This is a genomic window from Lichenibacterium dinghuense (assembly GCF_021730615.1).
GTDB lineage: Bacteria > Pseudomonadota > Alphaproteobacteria > Rhizobiales > Beijerinckiaceae > Lichenihabitans > Lichenihabitans dinghuensis.
In genome coordinates, this window is record NZ_JAJLMN010000004.1 from 1 (window position 1) to 17803 (window position 17803).

General features: G+C 69.8%; 34 protein-coding genes. 8 read left to right on the plus strand and 26 right to left on the minus strand.

Going from position 1 to position 17803, the window contains the following annotated elements; translation table 11 throughout:
- Positions 1-341 (plus strand): hypothetical protein (locus L7N97_RS28360; RefSeq protein WP_237482618.1); only part of this gene is annotated, 341 nt, incomplete at its 5' end.
- A 50-nt stretch (positions 342-391) separates the two neighbouring features.
- Positions 392-952 carry a hypothetical protein gene (locus L7N97_RS28365; RefSeq protein ID WP_237482620.1) on the plus strand — a complete coding sequence of 187 codons (561 nt, stop codon included), beginning with the start codon at positions 392-394 and terminating at the stop codon, positions 950-952.
- Between the two features lie 7 nt (positions 953-959).
- Here the strand turns inward: L7N97_RS28365 and L7N97_RS28370 are convergent, their stop codons facing one another.
- From L7N97_RS28370 to L7N97_RS28390, 6 genes are all read right to left on the minus strand, one after another.
- A complete protein-coding gene (locus L7N97_RS28370; protein WP_237482622.1) occupies positions 960-1181 on the minus strand; it encodes a hypothetical protein in 222 nt (73 codons plus the stop codon).
- The gene (locus tag L7N97_RS28375) at positions 1178-2116 is read right to left on the minus strand and encodes a hypothetical protein (protein WP_237482624.1); all 939 of its coding nucleotides are present in this window, start codon (positions 2114-2116) and stop codon (positions 1178-1180) included. Before L7N97_RS28375 ends, L7N97_RS28370 begins: the two co-directional genes overlap by 4 nt.
- A 23-nt stretch (positions 2117-2139) precedes the next feature.
- The gene (locus L7N97_RS28380; protein WP_237482626.1) at positions 2140-2658 is read right to left on the minus strand and encodes a hypothetical protein; all 519 of its coding nucleotides are present in this window, start codon (positions 2656-2658) and stop codon (positions 2140-2142) included.
- A 102-nt stretch (positions 2659-2760) separates the two neighbouring features.
- Complete coding sequence (locus L7N97_RS28385) at positions 2761-3129, minus strand: hypothetical protein (RefSeq protein WP_237482628.1); 369 nt, start codon at positions 3127-3129, stop codon at positions 2761-2763.
- Positions 3119-3244 (minus strand): hypothetical protein, encoded by a 126-nt coding sequence (locus L7N97_RS30020; protein ID WP_255722504.1) that lies wholly within the window; start codon positions 3242-3244, stop codon positions 3119-3121. The genes L7N97_RS28385 and L7N97_RS30020 overlap by 11 nt, the downstream gene beginning before the upstream one ends.
- 1 nt (position 3245) lies before the next feature.
- Entirely contained in the window at positions 3246-3764 is a 519-nt protein-coding gene (locus tag L7N97_RS28390) for a hypothetical protein (RefSeq protein WP_237482629.1), read from the minus strand.
- A gap of 561 nt (positions 3765-4325) precedes the next feature.
- On the opposite strand from L7N97_RS28390, the gene L7N97_RS28395 reads away from it, so the two are divergent.
- Both L7N97_RS28395 and L7N97_RS28400 read left to right on the plus strand, forming a co-directional pair.
- Positions 4326-4892 (plus strand): hypothetical protein, encoded by a 567-nt coding sequence (locus L7N97_RS28395; protein ID WP_237482632.1) that lies wholly within the window; start codon positions 4326-4328, stop codon positions 4890-4892.
- A gap of 96 nt (positions 4893-4988) precedes the next feature.
- Entirely contained in the window at positions 4989-5381 is a 393-nt protein-coding gene (locus L7N97_RS28400) for a hypothetical protein (protein ID WP_237482633.1), read from the plus strand.
- Positions 5382-5396: 15 nt separating this feature from the next.
- Here L7N97_RS28400 and L7N97_RS28405 read toward each other — a convergent pair whose 3' ends face one another.
- Positions 5397-6083, minus strand: coding sequence for a recombinase family protein (locus tag L7N97_RS28405; protein ID WP_237482635.1), 687 nt, complete (start codon positions 6081-6083; stop codon positions 5397-5399).
- Between the two features lie 117 nt (positions 6084-6200).
- Between L7N97_RS28405 and L7N97_RS28410 the strand changes: the two genes are divergently transcribed.
- Together L7N97_RS28410 and L7N97_RS28415 are read left to right on the plus strand one after the other, a co-directional pair.
- Entirely contained in the window at positions 6201-6491 is a 291-nt protein-coding gene (locus L7N97_RS28410) for a type II toxin-antitoxin system RelE/ParE family toxin (protein WP_237482637.1), read from the plus strand.
- Positions 6492-6556: 65 nt separating this feature from the next.
- Positions 6557-6865 carry an addiction module antidote protein gene (locus tag L7N97_RS28415; protein ID WP_237482639.1) on the plus strand — a complete coding sequence of 103 codons (309 nt, stop codon included), beginning with the start codon at positions 6557-6559 and terminating at the stop codon, positions 6863-6865.
- Positions 6866-6918: 53 nt separating this feature from the next.
- Here L7N97_RS28415 and L7N97_RS28420 read toward each other — a convergent pair whose 3' ends face one another.
- From L7N97_RS28420 to L7N97_RS28485, 14 genes are all read right to left on the minus strand, one after another.
- The gene (locus L7N97_RS28420; RefSeq protein ID WP_237482640.1) at positions 6919-7176 is read right to left on the minus strand and encodes an HGGxSTG domain-containing protein; all 258 of its coding nucleotides are present in this window, start codon (positions 7174-7176) and stop codon (positions 6919-6921) included.
- Between the two features lie 58 nt (positions 7177-7234).
- Entirely contained in the window at positions 7235-7906 is a 672-nt protein-coding gene (locus L7N97_RS28425; RefSeq protein WP_237482642.1) for a hypothetical protein, read from the minus strand.
- On the minus strand, positions 7903-8103 hold the full coding sequence (locus tag L7N97_RS28430) for a hypothetical protein (RefSeq protein ID WP_237482644.1): 201 nt from the start codon (positions 8101-8103) through the stop codon (positions 7903-7905). Before L7N97_RS28430 ends, L7N97_RS28425 begins: the two co-directional genes overlap by 4 nt.
- Positions 8100-8675, minus strand: coding sequence for a RuvC family protein (locus L7N97_RS28435; protein WP_237482646.1), 576 nt, complete (start codon positions 8673-8675; stop codon positions 8100-8102). Before L7N97_RS28435 ends, L7N97_RS28430 begins: the two co-directional genes overlap by 4 nt.
- The gene (locus L7N97_RS28440) at positions 8672-9403 is read right to left on the minus strand and encodes a hypothetical protein (protein WP_237482647.1); all 732 of its coding nucleotides are present in this window, start codon (positions 9401-9403) and stop codon (positions 8672-8674) included. The genes L7N97_RS28435 and L7N97_RS28440 overlap by 4 nt, the downstream gene beginning before the upstream one ends.
- Entirely contained in the window at positions 9400-9819 is a 420-nt protein-coding gene (locus L7N97_RS28445) for a hypothetical protein (RefSeq protein ID WP_237482649.1), read from the minus strand. The genes L7N97_RS28440 and L7N97_RS28445 overlap by 4 nt, the downstream gene beginning before the upstream one ends.
- Positions 9820-9885: 66 nt before the next feature.
- Entirely contained in the window at positions 9886-11454 is a 1569-nt protein-coding gene (locus L7N97_RS28450) for a hypothetical protein (protein WP_237482651.1), read from the minus strand.
- A gap of 137 nt (positions 11455-11591) precedes the next feature.
- The gene (locus L7N97_RS28455; protein WP_237482653.1) at positions 11592-12158 is read right to left on the minus strand and encodes a hypothetical protein; all 567 of its coding nucleotides are present in this window, start codon (positions 12156-12158) and stop codon (positions 11592-11594) included.
- Positions 12155-12502, minus strand: coding sequence for a hypothetical protein (locus L7N97_RS28460; RefSeq protein ID WP_237482655.1), 348 nt, complete (start codon positions 12500-12502; stop codon positions 12155-12157). The genes L7N97_RS28455 and L7N97_RS28460 overlap by 4 nt, the downstream gene beginning before the upstream one ends.
- On the minus strand, positions 12502-12759 hold the full coding sequence (locus L7N97_RS28465) for a hypothetical protein (protein WP_237482657.1): 258 nt from the start codon (positions 12757-12759) through the stop codon (positions 12502-12504). The genes L7N97_RS28460 and L7N97_RS28465 overlap by 1 nt, the downstream gene beginning before the upstream one ends.
- Positions 12756-13094 (minus strand): hypothetical protein, encoded by a 339-nt coding sequence (locus L7N97_RS28470; RefSeq protein WP_237482658.1) that lies wholly within the window; start codon positions 13092-13094, stop codon positions 12756-12758. Before L7N97_RS28470 ends, L7N97_RS28465 begins: the two co-directional genes overlap by 4 nt.
- Positions 13091-13357 carry a hypothetical protein gene (locus L7N97_RS28475; RefSeq protein ID WP_237482660.1) on the minus strand — a complete coding sequence of 89 codons (267 nt, stop codon included), beginning with the start codon at positions 13355-13357 and terminating at the stop codon, positions 13091-13093. Before L7N97_RS28475 ends, L7N97_RS28470 begins: the two co-directional genes overlap by 4 nt.
- The gene (locus tag L7N97_RS28480) at positions 13357-13566 is read right to left on the minus strand and encodes a hypothetical protein (protein ID WP_237482661.1); all 210 of its coding nucleotides are present in this window, start codon (positions 13564-13566) and stop codon (positions 13357-13359) included. Before L7N97_RS28480 ends, L7N97_RS28475 begins: the two co-directional genes overlap by 1 nt.
- Before the next feature lie 127 nt (positions 13567-13693).
- Complete coding sequence (locus L7N97_RS28485; RefSeq protein WP_237482663.1) at positions 13694-13903, minus strand: helix-turn-helix domain-containing protein; 210 nt, start codon at positions 13901-13903, stop codon at positions 13694-13696.
- 107 nt (positions 13904-14010) lie between these two features.
- On the opposite strand from L7N97_RS28485, the gene L7N97_RS28490 reads away from it, so the two are divergent.
- Positions 14011-14772 (plus strand): hypothetical protein, encoded by a 762-nt coding sequence (locus tag L7N97_RS28490; RefSeq protein ID WP_237482664.1) that lies wholly within the window; start codon positions 14011-14013, stop codon positions 14770-14772.
- A 461-nt stretch (positions 14773-15233) separates the two neighbouring features.
- Positions 15234-15443, plus strand: a complete 210-nt coding sequence (locus tag L7N97_RS28495) for a cold-shock protein (protein ID WP_237482666.1) — start codon at positions 15234-15236, stop codon at positions 15441-15443.
- 125 nt (positions 15444-15568) lie between these two features.
- On the opposite strand, the gene L7N97_RS28500 is transcribed toward L7N97_RS28495, so the two are convergent.
- Genes L7N97_RS28500 through L7N97_RS28520 form a run of 5 tightly spaced genes read right to left on the minus strand, consistent with a single transcriptional unit; the run spans position 15569 to position 17734 of the window.
- A complete protein-coding gene (locus tag L7N97_RS28500) occupies positions 15569-16252 on the minus strand; it encodes a hypothetical protein (RefSeq protein ID WP_237482675.1) in 684 nt (227 codons plus the stop codon).
- Positions 16245-16466, minus strand: coding sequence for a hypothetical protein (locus L7N97_RS28505; RefSeq protein WP_237482676.1), 222 nt, complete (start codon positions 16464-16466; stop codon positions 16245-16247). The genes L7N97_RS28500 and L7N97_RS28505 overlap by 8 nt, the downstream gene beginning before the upstream one ends.
- On the minus strand, positions 16459-16830 hold the full coding sequence (locus tag L7N97_RS28510) for a hypothetical protein (protein ID WP_237482678.1): 372 nt from the start codon (positions 16828-16830) through the stop codon (positions 16459-16461). The genes L7N97_RS28505 and L7N97_RS28510 overlap by 8 nt, the downstream gene beginning before the upstream one ends.
- Positions 16827-17573, minus strand: coding sequence for a hypothetical protein (locus L7N97_RS28515; protein ID WP_237482680.1), 747 nt, complete (start codon positions 17571-17573; stop codon positions 16827-16829). Before L7N97_RS28515 ends, L7N97_RS28510 begins: the two co-directional genes overlap by 4 nt.
- A complete protein-coding gene (locus tag L7N97_RS28520) occupies positions 17570-17734 on the minus strand; it encodes a hypothetical protein (protein ID WP_237482682.1) in 165 nt (54 codons plus the stop codon). The genes L7N97_RS28515 and L7N97_RS28520 overlap by 4 nt, the downstream gene beginning before the upstream one ends.
- Positions 17735-17803: the final 69 nt, after the last annotated feature.

The following is a 17803-nucleotide window of genomic DNA, read 5'->3' on the forward strand; positions in this document are numbered from 1 at the left end:
CCGCCACGGAGAAGCAGGAGCGCGTCGACACCGCCATGCGAGCCATGGCGGTCCTTCGTGACAAGTTCTACGACTGCGCCGACCGGCAGCTCCCCGGCCTCGTGAAGTCGGGCGAGAGCGCCGACGTGTTGGCGAGCGCCGCCATGACGATCTGCGGCCGGCCGCTGGCCGACGTCCAGGACGCCGCGCTCGAGGTGTCCAAGGCCAAAGAAGAGACGGCCGGCAGCGTCGGGGAGGCGGTCATGCGCGAGCAGGTCAAGGCGCTGGTGAAGGAGCGTGTGGTCGCCGATGCCGTCCAAGCGAAGGCCGGCATAGGCGCTTTCGCGAACACCTCTCGATGAGACCCACCCCGAGCGCCACCCGGCAACCTCGACAATCCGCAGTCCGCCCCATGCGCCCCACAGCCCTCGCCCTCGCCGCCCTCGTGACGCTGGCCGGCGCGACGCCAGGTCGAGCGGAGGACGCTGCGGTGAATGCGGACCCGGACTATGCGGAGCGATATGCTTGCGTCGACAGGCTGTCGGCCGCCAACCTCGGGCGAGGCTCGACGGCGCTGGCGAGCGACATCGCCGACCGCTGCCTCGCGGATTTCCTGCTCAAGCACCACTCGGCCTATCGCTTGGCGGACGTGAAGCGAGCAGCGGCCGAAGCGCCCGGAGGAGTCCTCATCGACCTGATGGGCAAAGTGCCGGGCGTCGGCGACACAGGGTTCGGCGGCATGCTGACGTTACGGGCGGAACAGAACCTCGATTGCAGGTCGATCCACCCAGGCGAGGATGAGATGGTGTGCAACAGGCCTATTGATCGAGCTTGGATCGATGAAAACTGGCCTTGGTGGCAGAAAGAGTTTGGCGGAACCCGCGCCGAATATGAGAGCGATCAACTGCGCTTTATGCTACAGGATCAAGAGCGCCGCCGCAGACTGTTAGAAATAGTCGCTCAGCATCATTGAAGCGCAGTCACTCCCGCAGCCCCGCCCGGCTCGCCGCCGCGAAGGTCGCGAAGGCGCCGAGGTCCGCCCCGTCCGCGTCCCGCACCCGGTAGCGGCCGCGCTCGAAGCGGATCGTGTGCGACAGCACGCGGTCGCCGGAGAAGGTGACGGGGCTGAACGCCAGTTCGTCGCCGGCCCGCAGGGACCGCTTGAGCCTGCGGTGCTCGACGCGGTGCAGGGCGTCCTTCACGTGAAGCCCATGTGGATCTGACTCTCGTTCGGAGAGGCACTGATCGCGAGACAGGTCAGGACCATGAACCAAGGCGCCGCGCGTGTGCTTGCCTCTATCTCGACGAACAGCACACGGTAAATACCATCCGCTGCGATACGACCCGTGTTCATCAAATTCATGTTCTGCGTAGAAGCAGGGCCTGTGAGGGGGTTATTGTTCTGCTCTGCGTCGATAATGCTGCTTTCGTCAATCTTTACCTGCGTATTGATCCATATTGCAGGGTTGATTAGCACCCTTGCAATGATGCCGTTCTCTGTACGCTGGGCATAGCCGACAAGTCCAGTTTTCGAGTTGAGAACGATGGGCCCGCCCGTCTCGACAGCCTGCTCATGGTCGATGATGTGAACGAGTCCTCTGCTCATCGAACACGTGGCGCCGAGTGACAGAGCTACATCGCGTATCAGATTTCGAGCCATGCCCGAGAAGGGCCGAGCCCTCGAATACTTCGGACTTCCGAGGTCGACGTTGACGAGGCCGAGGCCTGTAATCCCAAAGGGCTTCATGGCGTCGAGCGCCAACTGCAATTTGTCCTTCGGCGTCCAGCCGGCGGCCAGCGTAGAGCTGACCCGCGCCTGCTGGTGAGCGTTACCATGCTCGACGGCCCAAATATCGATGTAGCTGTCTACGACGTTCTCGGCATGCGCGTATATGCTTTGTTTGACGTCACCGCTATAGATGAGCCCGATGTTGTTTTCGTACCCCGCCTGCCAAGTGAGTGTCTGAAACTCTTTCCCCTTGAGGGCTGAGATGGTCGCCTCGTTCGGGTTATAGATGCGGAAGCGACTCGGGTTGGGCGAGATCACTGACGCCGCGACGATCGAAGCCTCCACCGTGAGGTCGGTCTGTCTGCCGCTGGGGATGGAGATCGACGCTGACCCGGACAGGGACAGCACGCATCGCCGAAGCCATTGCTCTGTCACGCCACCCTCACCATGAGTTGCGAACCATTGCGGTAGAGGTGGCCGACCTGCACGGGCGGCACCAGCGCCGCGGCCGCGCTGTCGTTGGCGGCGTTGGGCAGAAGGTTGGCGTTCGACACGTTCAGGACGGACACCACCTGGACGCTCGGCAGCGTGCCGGTGACGTCGCCCGACAGCGCACCGACGTTCTGCGATGCGGCGCCGGCGGCGAGGGCGGTGCCGCCGATGGAGTTGGACGGCAGGGACAGGCCCGAAGAAGGGCACTGGAGCGCGATGCCGGCGCTGGACGCGACCTGCACGCCCGACGCGTTCGCCGTGACCGTGTGCTGCCCGTTGAAGGCCGAGAGCAGGGCGCCGGACGGCTGGGCCAGGATCTGGTGCAGCCCGTTCATGGCCCGCATGAAGGCGCCGCCCGCGTGGGTGACGCCGTGCTCGTGTGTGCCGCCCGAGCTGACCGCCTGCCCGAGCAAGCCCTGCGCGCCCCGGACGAGGTGATGGTAGAAGGCCGACGCCATCGACAGCGGGTCGAAGGTCGGGGAGGCCGACCTTGGCCTGCGACGCGGTGTCGAGCTTGAAGCCGAAACCGAAGAAGAAGTCTTTAATGTTCTCCGACATGGTCAGATCCTCCCGCTCTCAGCATCTTGAATGAACGCGCGCCGAAGCCGCATCACTTCGGAGTAAAAGTCCTCGCGTAGGACTGTCGACAGCTTGAACACGTCTTCGTCGGAGCCGCGCAGCACGGGAAGGCTCGACACCATCGCCAGCACCTTGACCAGTGCGGCCCTCATCTCATCGGATCGTTGATTGCCGTGCGGGGCCAGGACACGCATCAGCCCTTCGGTCATTTCGAGAAAGGCGGCGTCATCGAAGGATGCGTGGACGCGCGGGGTGCCGGCCACCCAACTGGCGACGGCCTGTAGCTCGCTGTCCAGGAGCGCCGGGTGGGCAGGAGGTGCGGGGGGCTGCCGGCGACGCCTACCGAACATGCTGCATCCCCTCTGCGGTGAGCCTCGCCACCAGCGCCTCCAGCGCGGCGCGTGAGACGGTGCGGATCGGGATGGAGCGCGATGGGGCCGGCTGCCGGGGAGTGGTGGTCGCCATCTCACCTGTCCTTGATCACGTGGGTGACCGACCTTTGGAGGTCGTAGGTGTCGAGCAACGGCTTCGCGAGGCCGGCGTCGTGCAGCACGTCGTCGGGCACGCCCTCGGCGCGGAGCTTGAGAAAGGAACGGGCGTCCTTGCTTCGACCATCGCCGAGGAGCTTGCCCGTCTCCGAGTTGCGGCGCCGCGCGCGAGCCTCGATGGTGCGGTCGGACAGAGGCGCGAAAGGGCCGTCGATCATCTTCTTCTTGACGGAGACTTCAGCGGATAGGCCGGCCTCGTGCAGACCGTCGTTGATCTTGCTCGGCTGGGCGGAGAATGCTGCGCGGGCGGCGTTTTCCATGCCCTTGACGATCGCGGGCCGCGCATTCTCGACACCCGGCACCAGGAAGGGCCGGGCCGGGATATGCTTCTCGTCGTCGCCGAACTCCTGGATGTAGCCGATGACGGCGTTCGAGGGCGGCGTGCCCTTCTGGCCTGGCTCGGGCGCGCGTGGCGCGCTGTCGCCGGGGATGCCCACGAGCACCTGCTTCCTGAGAAGGCTCGCGACCGCCTTCTCAATGACGCTGAGACCGGGGCCGGACGATGTCACCTTTGCGCGTGCCGCCATCACCTACTCCATCGAGCGGCGCGCGGGACGGTGCGGATCGGGATGGTCCACGCTGGCGTTGCGAAGGCCGTGGACGGGCGAGACGGGATCGGGGCTGTCATCTGGCCGCCCCGGTGAAGGTGGACACGAGCGAGCCCCGGCCAGCCGTCACGGCTCCGGGCGGCGGATGATGTGAGCAGGACGCTGTGAGCGTGATGGCCGCGAAGGCGGCCCACGCAGCGAGGCCCGACGCGAGCGCGCGGGGTCGGAGGCGGTGCAGGACGGGGTGCGGAAAGGTCCGATCGGGCACAGTGCCACCTTATTCGCCGAGGGCGGGAAGGGGCCTGCGAGCTGCCGAAGCAGCCCCGATAGGCAGGAGGGACCGAGATCAACCTCAGACCTCAGTATGCGACCACCGCGGGCGGATCGCAAGGGGCCGCCCAGCGGTCGGGTCGACGCGCTGTGGACGGCGCCGGCGCGGCGGGAAACGCCTTGCCCGCACACCGGCCGAGCCGCATCCTGCCCGGCTCCGGGGCGCCCGTCCCGGCCGAGCGGGGGCGCGGGATGGCGGTCGAGGCGTCGCGGTGGGTGTCCTACGACGAAGCGGCCGCCATGCTCGGCCTGTCGCCCGAGGCGACGAAGCGACTGGCGCTGCGCCGGGGCTGGCCGCGCCGATCGGCGCCGACGGGCGGAACGCTGGTTGCGGTGCCGGACGCGCTGGCCGACGATCCCGACGAAATCGAGCCCGACCGTAGGGGCGCGCGGTCGCTGGTGGATTTCCTCGAGGCCCACGTCGACCGGCTGACGGAGGAACTGGCCGAGGCACGGACCGAGATGCGCGGCGTCCGATACGAGGCCGAGTCCCTGCGGATCGAGGCCGGCCGCGCGCAGGTGCTCGCGGCGCTGGTGGAGGCGGAACGGACCCGGTCGGCGGAGATCAGGGCCGAGCGCGACAGGCTGGCGGCCGAACTCGCCGAGCGCCGCAGGCCGTGGATCGTCCGAGCGCTGAGGATGCTGTTCGGCCGACCGCCGGCGCGGCGGAGGCGGCGGGCGTTCTGAGCGGGAGACGCATCCCACCAGGGCAGGCTTGTCACGATGACAGGTTGCGGTGAGGATCGGGGCACGGGCCGCCACGGGCTCGTGGGAGGGACGACGATGGCGGGTGCTCTCTACCGGATGGACTATCAGTCCGGGACACAGTCTGGCGGCGCGGTAGTCTATATCGGCGATGACGGCGTGACAGGAACCGACGTCGGCGGCGGTATCTACTCGGGCAGCCTTGTCGCGGTCGAGGGGCGGGTGCGCGGCGCCGTGAGGATCACGTACCCGCAGGGCGGCACGCTTGTGACAGGCCAGCCTATTGCCATCGGTCACGGCATCACGATCAACCTCGACATGCCGCCTGACTTCGGGAACGGCCAAGCGCTCACCATCGACATGGGCGGCGTGATGCTCGTCGCCCGGCTGTCGTTCATTTCCCCCATCCCGATCCCGCCGAGCATGAGCTTCAGCAACCCGGCGAATAGCGGCCTTCTGCCCTTGCTGTAGAGGGCCTGGCCGACATCACGCCGCGAGGTCGCGCAGCACGCGGGCGACCTGGACGGGCGACCACCGGCCGCCGCGGCTCGCCGGAACACCGCGATCGTTGAGGCCGGCGGCGAGGCCCGCCAGCGACGTCGCACCGCTGGCGCGTAGCTCGGCCATCACGGGGGCCAAGTCGGCGGCGCGGGCCTTCGCGCGGGCCGACAGGGCAGCTCGACCCTGCGCGCGCTGGGCATCGGACAGCCGGGCGCCACGATCTCCGCCGAGCTTCACGCCGCGGGCCTTGGCGGCCGCCAGCGCCTTGCGGGTGCGGTCCGCGATCATGCCGGCCTCAAGCTCGGCGACGGCCGCCATTTGCTGGAGCATGAACCTGCCCGTCGGCCCCTCGATCTGCGGCAGATCGCAGAACCGGACGTCCACGCCGGCCTCAAGCAGCCGCGACAGGAAGGCCAGCGACCGCGTGAGCCTGTCGACCTTCGCGACCACCAGCGCGGCGCGGTGGAGCCGGGCGCAGGCCAGCGCGCGGGCGAGCTCGGGCCGGGCGTCGTTCTTCCCGCTCTCGACCTCGACGAACTCGCCGACCACGCGCCAGTCGCCGCCGTTGAGGTAGCCCGCCACGGCGGCGCGCTGGGCATCGAGCCCGAGCCCCGAGCGGCCTTGGCGGGCAGTCGAGACGCGGCAGTAGCTCACGAAGGCACCGTTTGCCATGGCTTTACGTCCTAGCCAACGTCCGTTGACCAGAATGTAATACGCCGGACGGGGCGGGAGCGCAAGCCCGTGTGAACTACAGTTGACATCCGAGGCGGTGTGACCTATAGTTCACACATGGTCGAAGTGCGCTCCACCCCTACCTTCGTCGCTTGGCTCGATGCTCTGGCCGACATCACGGCCCGCAGCCGGATCGCGAAGCGCATCGCGCGTTTCGAGGTCGGGTTGTTCGGCGACGTGAAGTCGGTCGGCGGCGGGGTGAGCGAGGTGCGCGTCGACTACGGCCCCGGCTACCGGGTCTACTTCACCCGTCGCGGCGCCGAGGTCGTGATCCTGCTCTGCGGCGGGGACAAGGGCTCTCAGGCCCGCGATATCGCCCGCGCTCAGTCCATGGTGCTCGACTTATGAGAGCGCCCGGCCTGCCGCTCCAACATTCCGACATTCCGACATCGTCCGCCTTTGGAGGCGAACACATGCCCCTCGACACCGTACCCTTCGACTCCGCCCAGTACCTCACCGACTCGGCCGACCAGGTCGAGCTCGTGTCCGAAGCCTTCGCCAGCAACGACCCTGCCGTGATCCGCAACGCGCTCAACCTCGTAGCTCGCGCCCGCGGGATGGGTCGCGTCGCCGCCGACGCCGGTGTGAGCCGCGAAGGCGCCTACAAGGCGCTCGGGCCGGACGGCGACCCGAAGTTCAGCACCGTGCTGGGCATCCTCGCCGCGCTCGGCATCAGGCTCTCGGCCACGCTCGACCGGAGCGAGGCGCAGCCGGCGGGTTGACTGCGCCAGCCTCGCGCGTAGGGGATGGAAACCACGCTGGAAACCTACACCTCTCACACCGCCTCAACGAGCCGTCGCGCGTCGGCCTGGAGCTGGCGCACCAGCCGCCGGAAGTCTCGGCTGGCCTGGCTCCGCCCACCATGGCGCGTGACGGCCTCGCGGTGGCGCTCGATGCCCTCCGGGGTGCGCGGCCCTGTCGACAGCCCGCCGTGCATCCGGCACCGCCGCCCCCGCGCCATCGCCATGTTGCGACAGGGCGCGCCGCTCCGGGTCCTGGCCCCGCAGGCCGGCGGCATGTCGGCGGCGTCCACGGCCTCGCATGACAGCTTTTGAGGACAGTGGGGCGACGGGCTCCCCCGGTGCATGGGGTCAACCGTCCGATCCAGCATCGCGCTCCCCCTCCCCCGCCCCCGCCCCTACCGCGACGGGCTCGGCGTCGAACATCGCCATGGGTGCCGCGCCCTGCCCGATGGCCGCTGGCGCCGGAGGCGAGGCGGGCAGCGGTGCGGTGGTGGTCACAGCGCCCGCCACCAAGGCTTGCCCACCCTCGTTCACGATGACTCGTTCGACCCGCACCGTCTGGCGCGTGCCCTTCCCGCGGCGGCGCTGTATCGCTTCGGTCAGCTCGATCAGGGTCCGGGCCGAGTTGGCGGCGTCGCGGCGCAAGCGGCTCCCCGCGTCGCTCGGCTGCTGCGGCAGCATGGCCCTGCGGGAGCACTCCATCACGCTGGCGTGCATGGCGACGGCGGCGGAGGCGAGCATGGACTCGACCTCGTCCCGCGGCGCGAAGGCCCGCAGGGCGAGGCCGGCGACGCCGGCGTTGTAGTTGTCCAGCGCCATGCCGTCCGGGCCAGCATACTGCGGACAGGCCAGCATCGTGCGCTGGAGCAGGGTGTCGTTCCACAGCGCCCACTCGCTGCCGCCAATCTCCCGCATGGAGTCGGTCGTCTGCTTGCTCACCGTGACCTCGATGTGCCGGGTGGCTCCCGGCGCGGTCATGTCGATCGACGCCGCCTTGGCCTTCGTGTTGCCCTTGCTCATCGTCCCGTCACCCTCTGTGTCTCGACCGCCGCCGTTCCGGCCTCGCGCCGCAGCAGTGCCACCAGCGCCGCGAGTTCGTCGTCCCGCAGCCGCGTCGTCCCGGCCGGGGTGCCCTTCGCCCGCCGGGCCGCCTCGCGCTCCAGCAAGGCCAGCGTCGAGCGGAGCGGGTGCGGCGCGTCCTCGTGCCTGTCCGTCATCGTCCAGCCCTCTCCCGTTGAAGCCCAGCCCATCCGATCAGCGCCGCCTCGGCCCTGTCGTGGTCGAGCTTGCGCGCAAACAGCTCGGCGTGCACCGGCCACCGTTCGATCGCCCGCGACCGCGCGAGATCCTTCATGCCCTTGCCGGCCGGGATCCCGGCGCAGCGCTTCCACACGGCCGGCGTCAGGGTGCGGAATGGCACGCCGCAGCACGCCAGCACGGCCTCAACGGTGGCGCGGCTTCCGCCGAACGCGAAGGCGCCGGCCGGGCGGTCGCCGGCACGCGGCCCGATCCATTCCACCCACGCCCTCGATGGGGCCCAGCGCCGGACGATGGCGGCGAACAGGTGAGGGCTGATCTCGGGCCGGCACGCCGGACCCGCCTCCAGCGTCGGCAGGTCGACGACGTCGAGCAGGTCGCCCGCCTCGTCGAGCAAGGCCGCGGCGCCATGGGCCCCGATGTCCACGGCCAGGATGCGTCGGGTCCCGTCGACCGGCGCGAGGCCCCGCAGATCGGGCGGCAGCGCGGCGCCGCTGGACGCAGGCGCGGGGGCGAGGTCGAGCGTCGTCATGCTGCTTTCTGCTCCGGCCGCCATCCGCGGTCCCACAGGTTCCGGCACGCGGCGTTGAACACGCGGATGAGCTTCCCGCCCGGCGTGATCTGGTGGCGATAGTAGGCGGCGCGGAACGCCGTCATGGTCTCGGCCTCCGTTTCGGTGAGGGCGGCCTCGGCTACCACCACGTCCAGCATCCCGAGCCGGCCGAAGTGCGAGAGCTTGGCCCAGGTCGGCCAGGGTGGCGGTTCGCGGTCGATCCTGAGGCCCTTCGTCCAGGCCGCACGCGCGAGCCGGTTGAACAGGCGGGTGTCGTCGGTCGTCACCGCGTCAGGCGCGTCGGCCATTCTGCCGCGGAAGGCCGCGAAGATGTCGGACTCCACCGTCGCCATGATCTCGGCGTCCTTCGCGATGGCGGCGAGCCAGAGCTTGCGCCGGGCGTGAGACGTCGTGCCGAAGGTGGGCCAGGGCGACGGCTCGGGCTTCGGCGGTGGGGCAGGCCTCTGTGGTGGAGGCGACGGTGAGGTTGGCCGTGCGTCGGCCTTGGCGAGGAGATCGGTGAGGGTCTGGCCCGTGAGACGCGCCGCGAGGTCGTGCCAGTCGAGCCCGGCACCCGCCAGCGTCCTGCCGATCGCCGCGGCGGTGGCGACCACCTCGCCGGCCTGGTCCGACGCGAGGCGCGGGATCAGCTTGGACAGGCGGTCTGCGATGGGGGTGAAGGCGAGGGACTTGGTGTGGCCGCTCATGCCGCTTCTCCCGATGTTTCGGCGCCGTAACCGGCGCTCCGCATGATCCTGTCGACGAGCGTGGCACGGCGCCGCCGGTGCGCGTCGTGGCACTCGCCGCCGTGCACCCACAGGCTGCCGACCTTCGCCTGCATGACCGCGACCACGGGCCGGGCATCGTCGAGGGACTGACCGCAGGCGTGGCACTGGCCGTCATGGGCCTGCCGCTCGACCAGGACCGGGCTGTTGCGGATCTTCGCCGCGGTGATCTCGACGGCGCGGGCCAGCGCAGCAGCATCGGAAAGCCCGAGATCGGCCAGAGCGTGCAGCTCGCGGGTGATGCCGGCACGGACCTCGCCAAAACCGATTGGGAGGGGGTCGGAGGGGGTCGGAGGGGGTTTTTCAGCCCTCTCATGCGAAGTGTCAGAAAAGGTCATTTTGACAGTTTCCATGCGTCTAAGAGAATACCCCCTCCAAGGTCCTCCAAGGTCCTCCCAGGACCCTCAGAACCGAGGCTTCCCGCCGTCCCAGAAAGAGTGGGCGGAGGACGCGGAACCGGGCGAGGACGAGCGCTGCGCGGGGGCCTTGGCGCTGTTCAGCCGCCACGAGGAGGTGCCCTTGTGGCTTCCGTCGGCCTCGAACGAGTCTCCATCCAAGACGCGGTTCTTGTTGCGGCCCAACCACGTCCCAAGCTTCACGGCATCCACGAAGCCGCCGGCGCCACCCACGGCCAGCAGGGCGTCCCGGAACTCGGGATGGAGGAACGGCGCCTTGCCGTTCGGGTCGAAGTGCGACGGTGTCGCCTTCTCCGAAGCGCGCTGCACCACCTCGCTCAGTGTGACCCGCTCCGAACCGATCACCTCGCGCCACGTCACCATCACGGCGCGCAGCCGCTCCATTTTCGGGTCGAGCGCGCGGGCGCTCTCCATCGTGTCGACCGGATCCGCACAATCCAGCCACAGCAGCGCGTCGCGCACGGTGCGAGACCATTCCTCAAACGAGCCGAGCGGCGCCTTCTGCGCGGGCCGGCCGGCGTGCTGGTAGGCGCGCAGGACCGTCAGGGCCGCGACCACGAGCCTGCCGCGCTCCGCCTTGGCGCGCTCGACCGGGTCGAAGTCGAAGGTGCGAAGCTCGGGCCGCTCGACGCCGGCGTCCAGGCGGCACAGCAGCCCGCGACGGGTCATGTCGCCGCCGAGCACGAGGTTGTTGCCTGTCGCCGTGACGAGGACGTTCGTGGGCAGCTCGGGCGTTTCCGACTTGCCGAGGATGCGCGGCCGCACCGTCGTCTGCGTCAGGATCTGGCACAGGAGGTCGGACCCCAGCGTCGCCTCGACGTTGTCGATGGCGATGGCAGAGCCCGCCATCAGCAGGGCCCCAAGCCGTTTCTCCATCTCTTCCGGGTTCGCGCCCATGGCGACGACGCCGGCCTCCCGGCCGGTCGAGATGACCGACGACAGGTCGACGATTTTGCTCTTGCCCGTGCCTGGGGTCGGTGCCGTGAAGCCGTGCAGGGGTGCGGTGCGCAGCGCTCTCCGGATGCAGCTCGTCAGGATGACCGACAGCGCTACGGCACGATCGGCCTCGCCCACGAACGGGAACCCCGCGATCATCTCCAGCAACGCGTCGAGGGCGGCCCGCGCCATGGTCTGCGACGGCCGCTCGGGGATGGCGGGAAACTCGACTCCCACCGGATCGAACAGCAGGGCCGTCCGCTTGTCCCACCCCGGCGCGGCCAGGATGGAGCCGTCGGCTCGCATCGTCGGCGCGTTGACGATGCCGGCGAGCAGCGGGAACTTGAACCGGCCCACGCGCTGCTCCAGCGCCTTGATAACCATCATGGGTGCGTTAGCCGGCACCATCTCCCCCGCGCGGCCGTCGAACTTCTCGAAAGCCGCCGCGACGGATGCGGCCTCAAGGAGCGCGTGGTCGCCCAGCGCCACGATCTGTTGTGCCTGCACGCTTTCCTGCTCGTGCGTCAGTACCGGCACGAGCCCCACCGTCACGAGGGCGTTGGCGCGCTGGTAGATGCCGAGGCGGGCCGCGATGATGGCCCGCTCGGTCTCAGACACCATGCGGGGCAGCTCGCCGGGCCGGATCGCGATGACGGGCCGCGTATCGTCGTCGGACCGCGGCGGCGGAGCCTTGGCGGCGCGGCTCGCTTTCTTCTGTCGACGACGCGCCTCGTCTAAGTCGATGGGACCACCGGCCATCACGCGGCCTCAAGGTTCGAGAGAGCCGGGACCATGATGCGCGGTCGAGGCGGGGTGAGGAGGCGCCGCAAATCCTCTCCATGGGCGAGGTCGTCGGCTTGCAGTGTGAGGCCTTCGAGGATGCGCCTGGCTTCGCCCGGAGCGAGGATCACCACGCCGGCGCGGTCGTCCTGCAGCCATGTCAGCATGTCGCGATGGACGCGGAGGGGGCCGTCGTCGCGCTGCGCCAAGAGGTCCTGCAGGCCGAGCAGCGGCACGGCACCGAGCCAGGGCGCGGTCCATCCGGCCTTCGGCTCATAGGCGACGAGGTCCGCAGGGCCGCCCAGGTCGTCGCGGGCGATCACTACGAAGGCGCCGACGCCGTCCTCGGGTCGGAACTGGAAGCGCCGCCCGACCCGCTCGACCTTGGCGGCGCCGATCGGCCATCCGTAGCCGTCCCCGTCGTAGGCGAGCGCCAGCGGCGGCACGCCGTTGCGCCTCGTCAGCCAGTCGATTTGGACCTGTGTCAGCCCTTTGGTGTTCGCGAGGAATGACGCCTTGAGATTGGTGGAGACGGGGCCTTTCATGCCGCGCCTCGCGGATCGCCGTCGTCGCTCTCTTCGTCGAACTCGCCTCGGCGCACAGCCTCGATGTAGGCGTCGCCCGCCGCCAGCGCGGCCCAGACGTTGTCGAAGGTGCCGATCGGCGTCGAGCGACCCACGACAGGCAGGACAAGCCATCGATCACCGTTCCGCACGACGTCGAAGGCGCGGTAGCCGAACCGATGCAGCCGCACGCGCTCGCCGAGCTCGGTGTGTTCGCGAACTTGCGACAAGAGCGCGTTGGATGGGAGACCTCCGATCAGGCCTCGCGGGACGATGTGGACCCGCGCGCGCGGGATCCGGCCGGATGGAGGTGCGGGGCGGCGCATCAGGGCTTGCCCTCCACCTTCACGCCGGAGAGAAGCGCCACCACCGCGGCCAGCGCGGTCAGCGGCACGACGGTCCGATGCCCCAGCGGCGCGACTGCCGCACTCGGCGACAGCGCCACGTGGCGCAGTTCGACGCCCTGGCGGCCGTCCTGCTCCACCATCGTCAGCCGCAGGCCGCGGCGGCGGCCGGTCGCGACGATGCCGAGCGGGCGGGTCACCTCCACCGGCCCGCCCGGAGCGCGGTTGCGCCGGCTCACGGCCGCGACCCTTCGCGGAGCCGCGTCGCTAGCCGGGCGCCGAACAGCAGCCCGGACCGCAACAGCACGGCGTCGCGGACGGCGTCCGTCGCCTCGCGGCCGAGGGCACCACGGACGTCCACACGGAGGCGGCGCCGGCAGTAGTGTCGCGCGGCTTGGCTGAGCTCGACGTCCACCTCGCCGATCGCCAGCGAGGCGAGTGCCGCGCGCTCGGCCCAGCGGAACGAACGGGCCACCACGAAAGCCGAGAGCTCCGCGCTGCGGTCGCCGGCCTGGCGCCGGATGTCGTCGGCCAGGGTCTCGGCGAACATATGGTCGAGGGACGGGACGCTCATAAGCGCGCCTCCGCCTTATCGTGCCGGCTGTAGTGCATCAGGTGTCGCCAGCGCTCGGCCTCGGGCTCGATAACGATGCGGTGCGCGCCGTCGCGGCCGAGGACTGTGAGCAGGTCGCAGGCATGGTGCGGGTTGTGAAAGGTACGCTGCAGGAGCACCCTCCCGAGCCCGACCTCGTAGGTGGTGACCTGCCACTCGTGCTCGGCCGGGTAGGTCAGGACCGCGACGCGCTCGCGGATGGGGAGACGGACGACGTCGGCCATCAGGAGCGCACCCCCATCGCGTCGGCGACCCGGGCCGATGTCACGCTCGCCAGCGCCGCGAGGTCGCTGCGGCGGGGCTCGCCGAAGGCGAGGGAGGCCACGAGGGCCGCGACGCTGTCGGACGCCGAGATGCGCCGGCGGACGCGATCGGCCTGCAGGAGGATCGGGGGCGGCGCACTGCTGGCGCCGGAAATCTGGACTGTGTGCATTGACCCTTCGCCTTTCAGCGTCGGGCGCCCTTCCAATTTGCCGGGTCCTGCGGTATCTCTTCGGTTGTCACACCAGATCCGCAGTCCTGAAAGCCCGCCGGCGCCCACTGGCGGGCTTTCGGCGTTCTCAGGCCGCTTCGGTCTGCGCCTGCAGGCCGAGCAGCCGAGCGGCTTCCTCGGACGGCACGCGGATCGACCGGCCGATGCGGGTCGAGGCGACCTCTTTCCGCCGGATCGCGAGATACAGCCCATTGCGGGACAGGTTCAGCGCGTCTGCGAGGGACGGCACCTTCACCGGGACCCCTCGCGCCAGATCGCGCTTCAGTTCCTCGTCCATGATCGCGGCTCCGCGTATCGCCTATCATTCTCATATTACGCCATGGTCCTCTTGCGTGTCAAATGTGAGAATGATAGACGATACACTGTGTGCAGGGGATATGAGAGATGCCGAAGACAGCCACGCCGGATGGCCCGGGCGAGCGGGTCGCGCTCCTCAGCCGGACCACGATCGAGCTTCGGAAGCAGCTTGAGCACGCCGCGTCCCTGTCGGGGCGTTCGCTCGGTCAGGAGGTTGAGCGGCGCTTGGAGCGCACCTTCGACTTCGACTACCTGCTCGGCGACAACGAGACCGCCCTCGTCCTGCGCAGCATCGCGAACGCGATCCGGCGTTTTGAACTGGCGTCCGGTAAGTCGTGGGTGAAGGACTCGGAGACGCAGGCCCGCGTGCATGAAGCTGTGTCGAAGATGGTCGACGTCCTCCTGGCCGTGCGCCCCGAGGTCGACGATAGGAGGCAGCAGACCGGCGAAGGGCTCCCTGTCGACTGGAGCGATCCCGAGATGCGTGCCGGGTTCAGGACCATGGCCCTCGACGCAGCGATCCACGACCTGAAGGTCTACCGGGACGACAAGGAGCAGGAATCCAAGCGCCTCAGGCCGGCCGGAGCCGCCCAGCGCGGGGCGCGTCGGCAGGCATCGCAGGCGCCCGCCGACCTTCCGCATGAGACGCGAGTGGCCGAAGCCGCCGCGGCAGCACAGGCCGGCATCGCCGCGGCTCTGCAGAACGCGACACCCGGCGCCGAACTGCACATCGGCGGCGTCAACGGCGGTCCACTGGTGCAGGAACGGGGGCCGAACGGCGAGCTGCGCGAGGTGGTGCCGACCCCGCGCAAGCCGAAGCGCACCCCGAAGTCGGCCTCGGACGAGTAGCCCGGCGGAGATCACCGCCGCCGCCGCGCCCGCATCGCCGCCATCCTCCGTCCGGCTCGCCGCTGTTCGTGACGGTACACCCGGCACGCGGCCGCGGTGCACCCGAGCCCCGCCAGCGCCCGGCCGAGCGTGATGACGAGCCCGAACCGCACCCGGCCCGCCAACAGCGCGCCGACCCGAAGGAGAATGGCCGGCGCCCACCATACGAGGTAGGCCGCCAGAGCGACCCACCACGCCGCTCTTACGAGGACGTCGCGGGAATGAAGTGCAACTCCCTTGACTTCCGGTCGCATGAAGCCCAAGTCTAAATCATCGATCTTAGGCTGTTCGTTCAAGCCATCGTGCGGTGATGCCCCAGCGCCCCGCACACGCTGATGACCTCTCCCTAGTACTCTCGATATCACCTCGCTCGACGCATCTGCGTTCGAGCGATCCTCTACGCATGGGAACAGGAGTTCATCATGGCTAACGGCACAGTGAAGTGGTTCAACGCCACCAAAGGTTTCGGCTTCATCCAGCCCGACGATAGCAATCAGGACGTGTTCGTGCACATCTCCGCTGTCGAGCGGGCCGGCATGACCAACCTGTCGGAAGGTCAGAAGCTCAGCTTCGAGCTGACCAAGGACAACAGGTCTGGCAAAATGTCTGCGGACAAGCTCCAGGCCGAGTGACGTCGAGATCGCCCTTTCGGTCGCGGCGACCACGGATGTACTGGCGCCGCTGATCGAAGGACGATCGTCGAAGGTGAAGGGTCGGAGCGCTGCTCCGGCCCTTTTGCTCGTCGGCAGGGCGCGGCTCACGACGCAGCCTCGCCGAAGCCCGCCACCTCACGCGCGAACGCCTCGCCGAGGTCCTCGTCGGCATAGGGATCAGTGGCGACATGGTCCGCCACCCATGAGGCCTTCGCCCGTAACCCCGGCAGCGTGCGGGCCGGCGTCTCTGCGATCTCCCGCTCGATCTCGCGCAGGACCACGACCGCCGCGCGCCTGGCTTGATCCGCTGCGGCGTACCCCGTGCGGACGTCGACCTCGTGGCGCTCCGCGCACCAGCGATCGTACGCCTCGACGATCTCCCGCCGCCGCGCCTCGGCCTCGGGCGTCCACTGCGCGGTGAACGTGGACGTCCGCAGCCATTCGACCCCGCGGCGGATGTAGCGGCGCTCCCCCTTGTCCCCGATCGGGTCCGAGGCCGCCCGCCCGTAGCTCGTGCGCGGGAAATCGGTCGACCGCCACCGCAGGGCGTCGGGCCACGGCGGTTCGGCCGCCGCCGCGTCGCGGGCCCGGAGGTCCGCCTCGTCCTCAGCTTGCACGCACGCGGTCAGCGCCCCGGCGTGCCGGCCGATGAGGTCGAGCAGCCCGACGTCGAGGTCCGGTGCGGGGCTCGCCAGTGCCGAGCCCGCGAGCCCGGCGGCCGTTGCCCCGATCGCAGCGCCAGCACCCCGGACGAGGCCGCGGCGGGTGAGGGTCGGAACTTCACCCATGGCGAGCCTCCCTGTTCATGGCGTCGAGGCTGACGAGGGCCGACTTCGCGCTTTGCTCCCCGAGGCGGGCGACGGTTCCCAGCGCCTCGCGGAAGCTGTCCTCGACCGGCAGGTCGGTGTTGTTGAGCACGATCGACAGCACGAGGAACACGTCCTGTGCGTCGTGCATCGCCTTGTCGGCGTCGTCGTAGTGGTTAAAGGACCCGTCAGCCACGGCCGAGCCCTCCCACCAGCGGCACGCCGGCGGCCGACAGGGTCACCGCCGCCCGGCTCGACGGCGGCACGGCCGGCAGAAGCCGGAACCGCTCCGACGTCGGATCGGGGTTCAGGACGTGCGTGGTACGGCACCACTCGCGCCTGTGATCGATGACGAAGTCGCGCCACTTCGGCTCGGCGCGGAGCCCGTCGCGCTCGATGAGGGTGTGGCCGAGTTCGGTGGCGAGCCAGTCGACGTAACGGTCGCGCAGCGCGTCCGTGACCGGCACGGCCGCGGCGGTTGGCTCCCCGACGAGAGCGATGGAGCCGCCGACCAACGGCAGCCCCGCCAGGGTGCGGAGGAACCCGCGCCGAGCGATCACGCCGACACCCACGCGCTGGTGCCGAACAGGGCGATGAAGTCGCGCGCCATCGACAGGGCGAGCGCCGTCTCGTGCGCCCCGCTGTCCCGCTCCATGGCCCGCGCGATGAGGGAGTCGAGGCGCGCCTCGCTCCGGTCGCACAGGTCGACGATCGCCAACGCCTTCACGGTCAGCGCGTCGGGGTCATCGGTCCGCATCTCGACGAGGCGGATGCGGAACGCCCTGTAGGCCGCGCTCGCGGCGTCGAAGCGGTCCTGTGCGGCGGTGTATCCCACCGCGTCTTCGGCCGCCGTGTCCTCGGCCTCCCACCGCTCGATGGCGGCCAGGATCTCGTCTCGGCGCGCGCAGGCAGCGGGGCAGCCCAAGCCATCGAGACGACGGAACGCGTCGTTTCGGAGGTGTTCGACCGTGCGGGGGTCCGCCCACCAGTCGCGCCCGTTGGCCTTGTCGGACCACGACGGCTCGGGCTGACGCATGAACAGGCTGCGGTCGCCCGGCCGCACGTAGAGCGCTTCCGGCGGGTCGGGGTACTCGACGCGCTCGCTGACCTCGTCCGCCTCGCGGCAGGCCACCCGGTACTCCCGCGACAGGCGGGCGAGCTCGGCCTGCAGCGCCTTGGTTTCGGGGCTCACAGCCGGAACGGCTGCCGGCGCGGCCAGGGCGGGCGCGACCCCGGCCCCGATGCCCAGCGCGGCGGCCGCGGAGGCCACCAGCGCCCGGCGGCGCGTGACGGGGGCGCTCATAACGTCACCGCGGCGTTGCCGGCCAGCAATGCCGCCAGCACGTCCTTGCGCCCCGCGTGCGGCAGCTCGGCCAGCACGTCGAGGCGCGTCACCGGCTCCGGCCGGGCGACGTCGGGGCGACACCAGCGCTTGCGCGCCGGCCTCCCCGAGTCGGGTGGCAAGCCGACATGGCTCCGCCCTTCACGCTCACGCATGTCATGTCCTCCGGGTCGTGGTGGATCTCGGCCGAG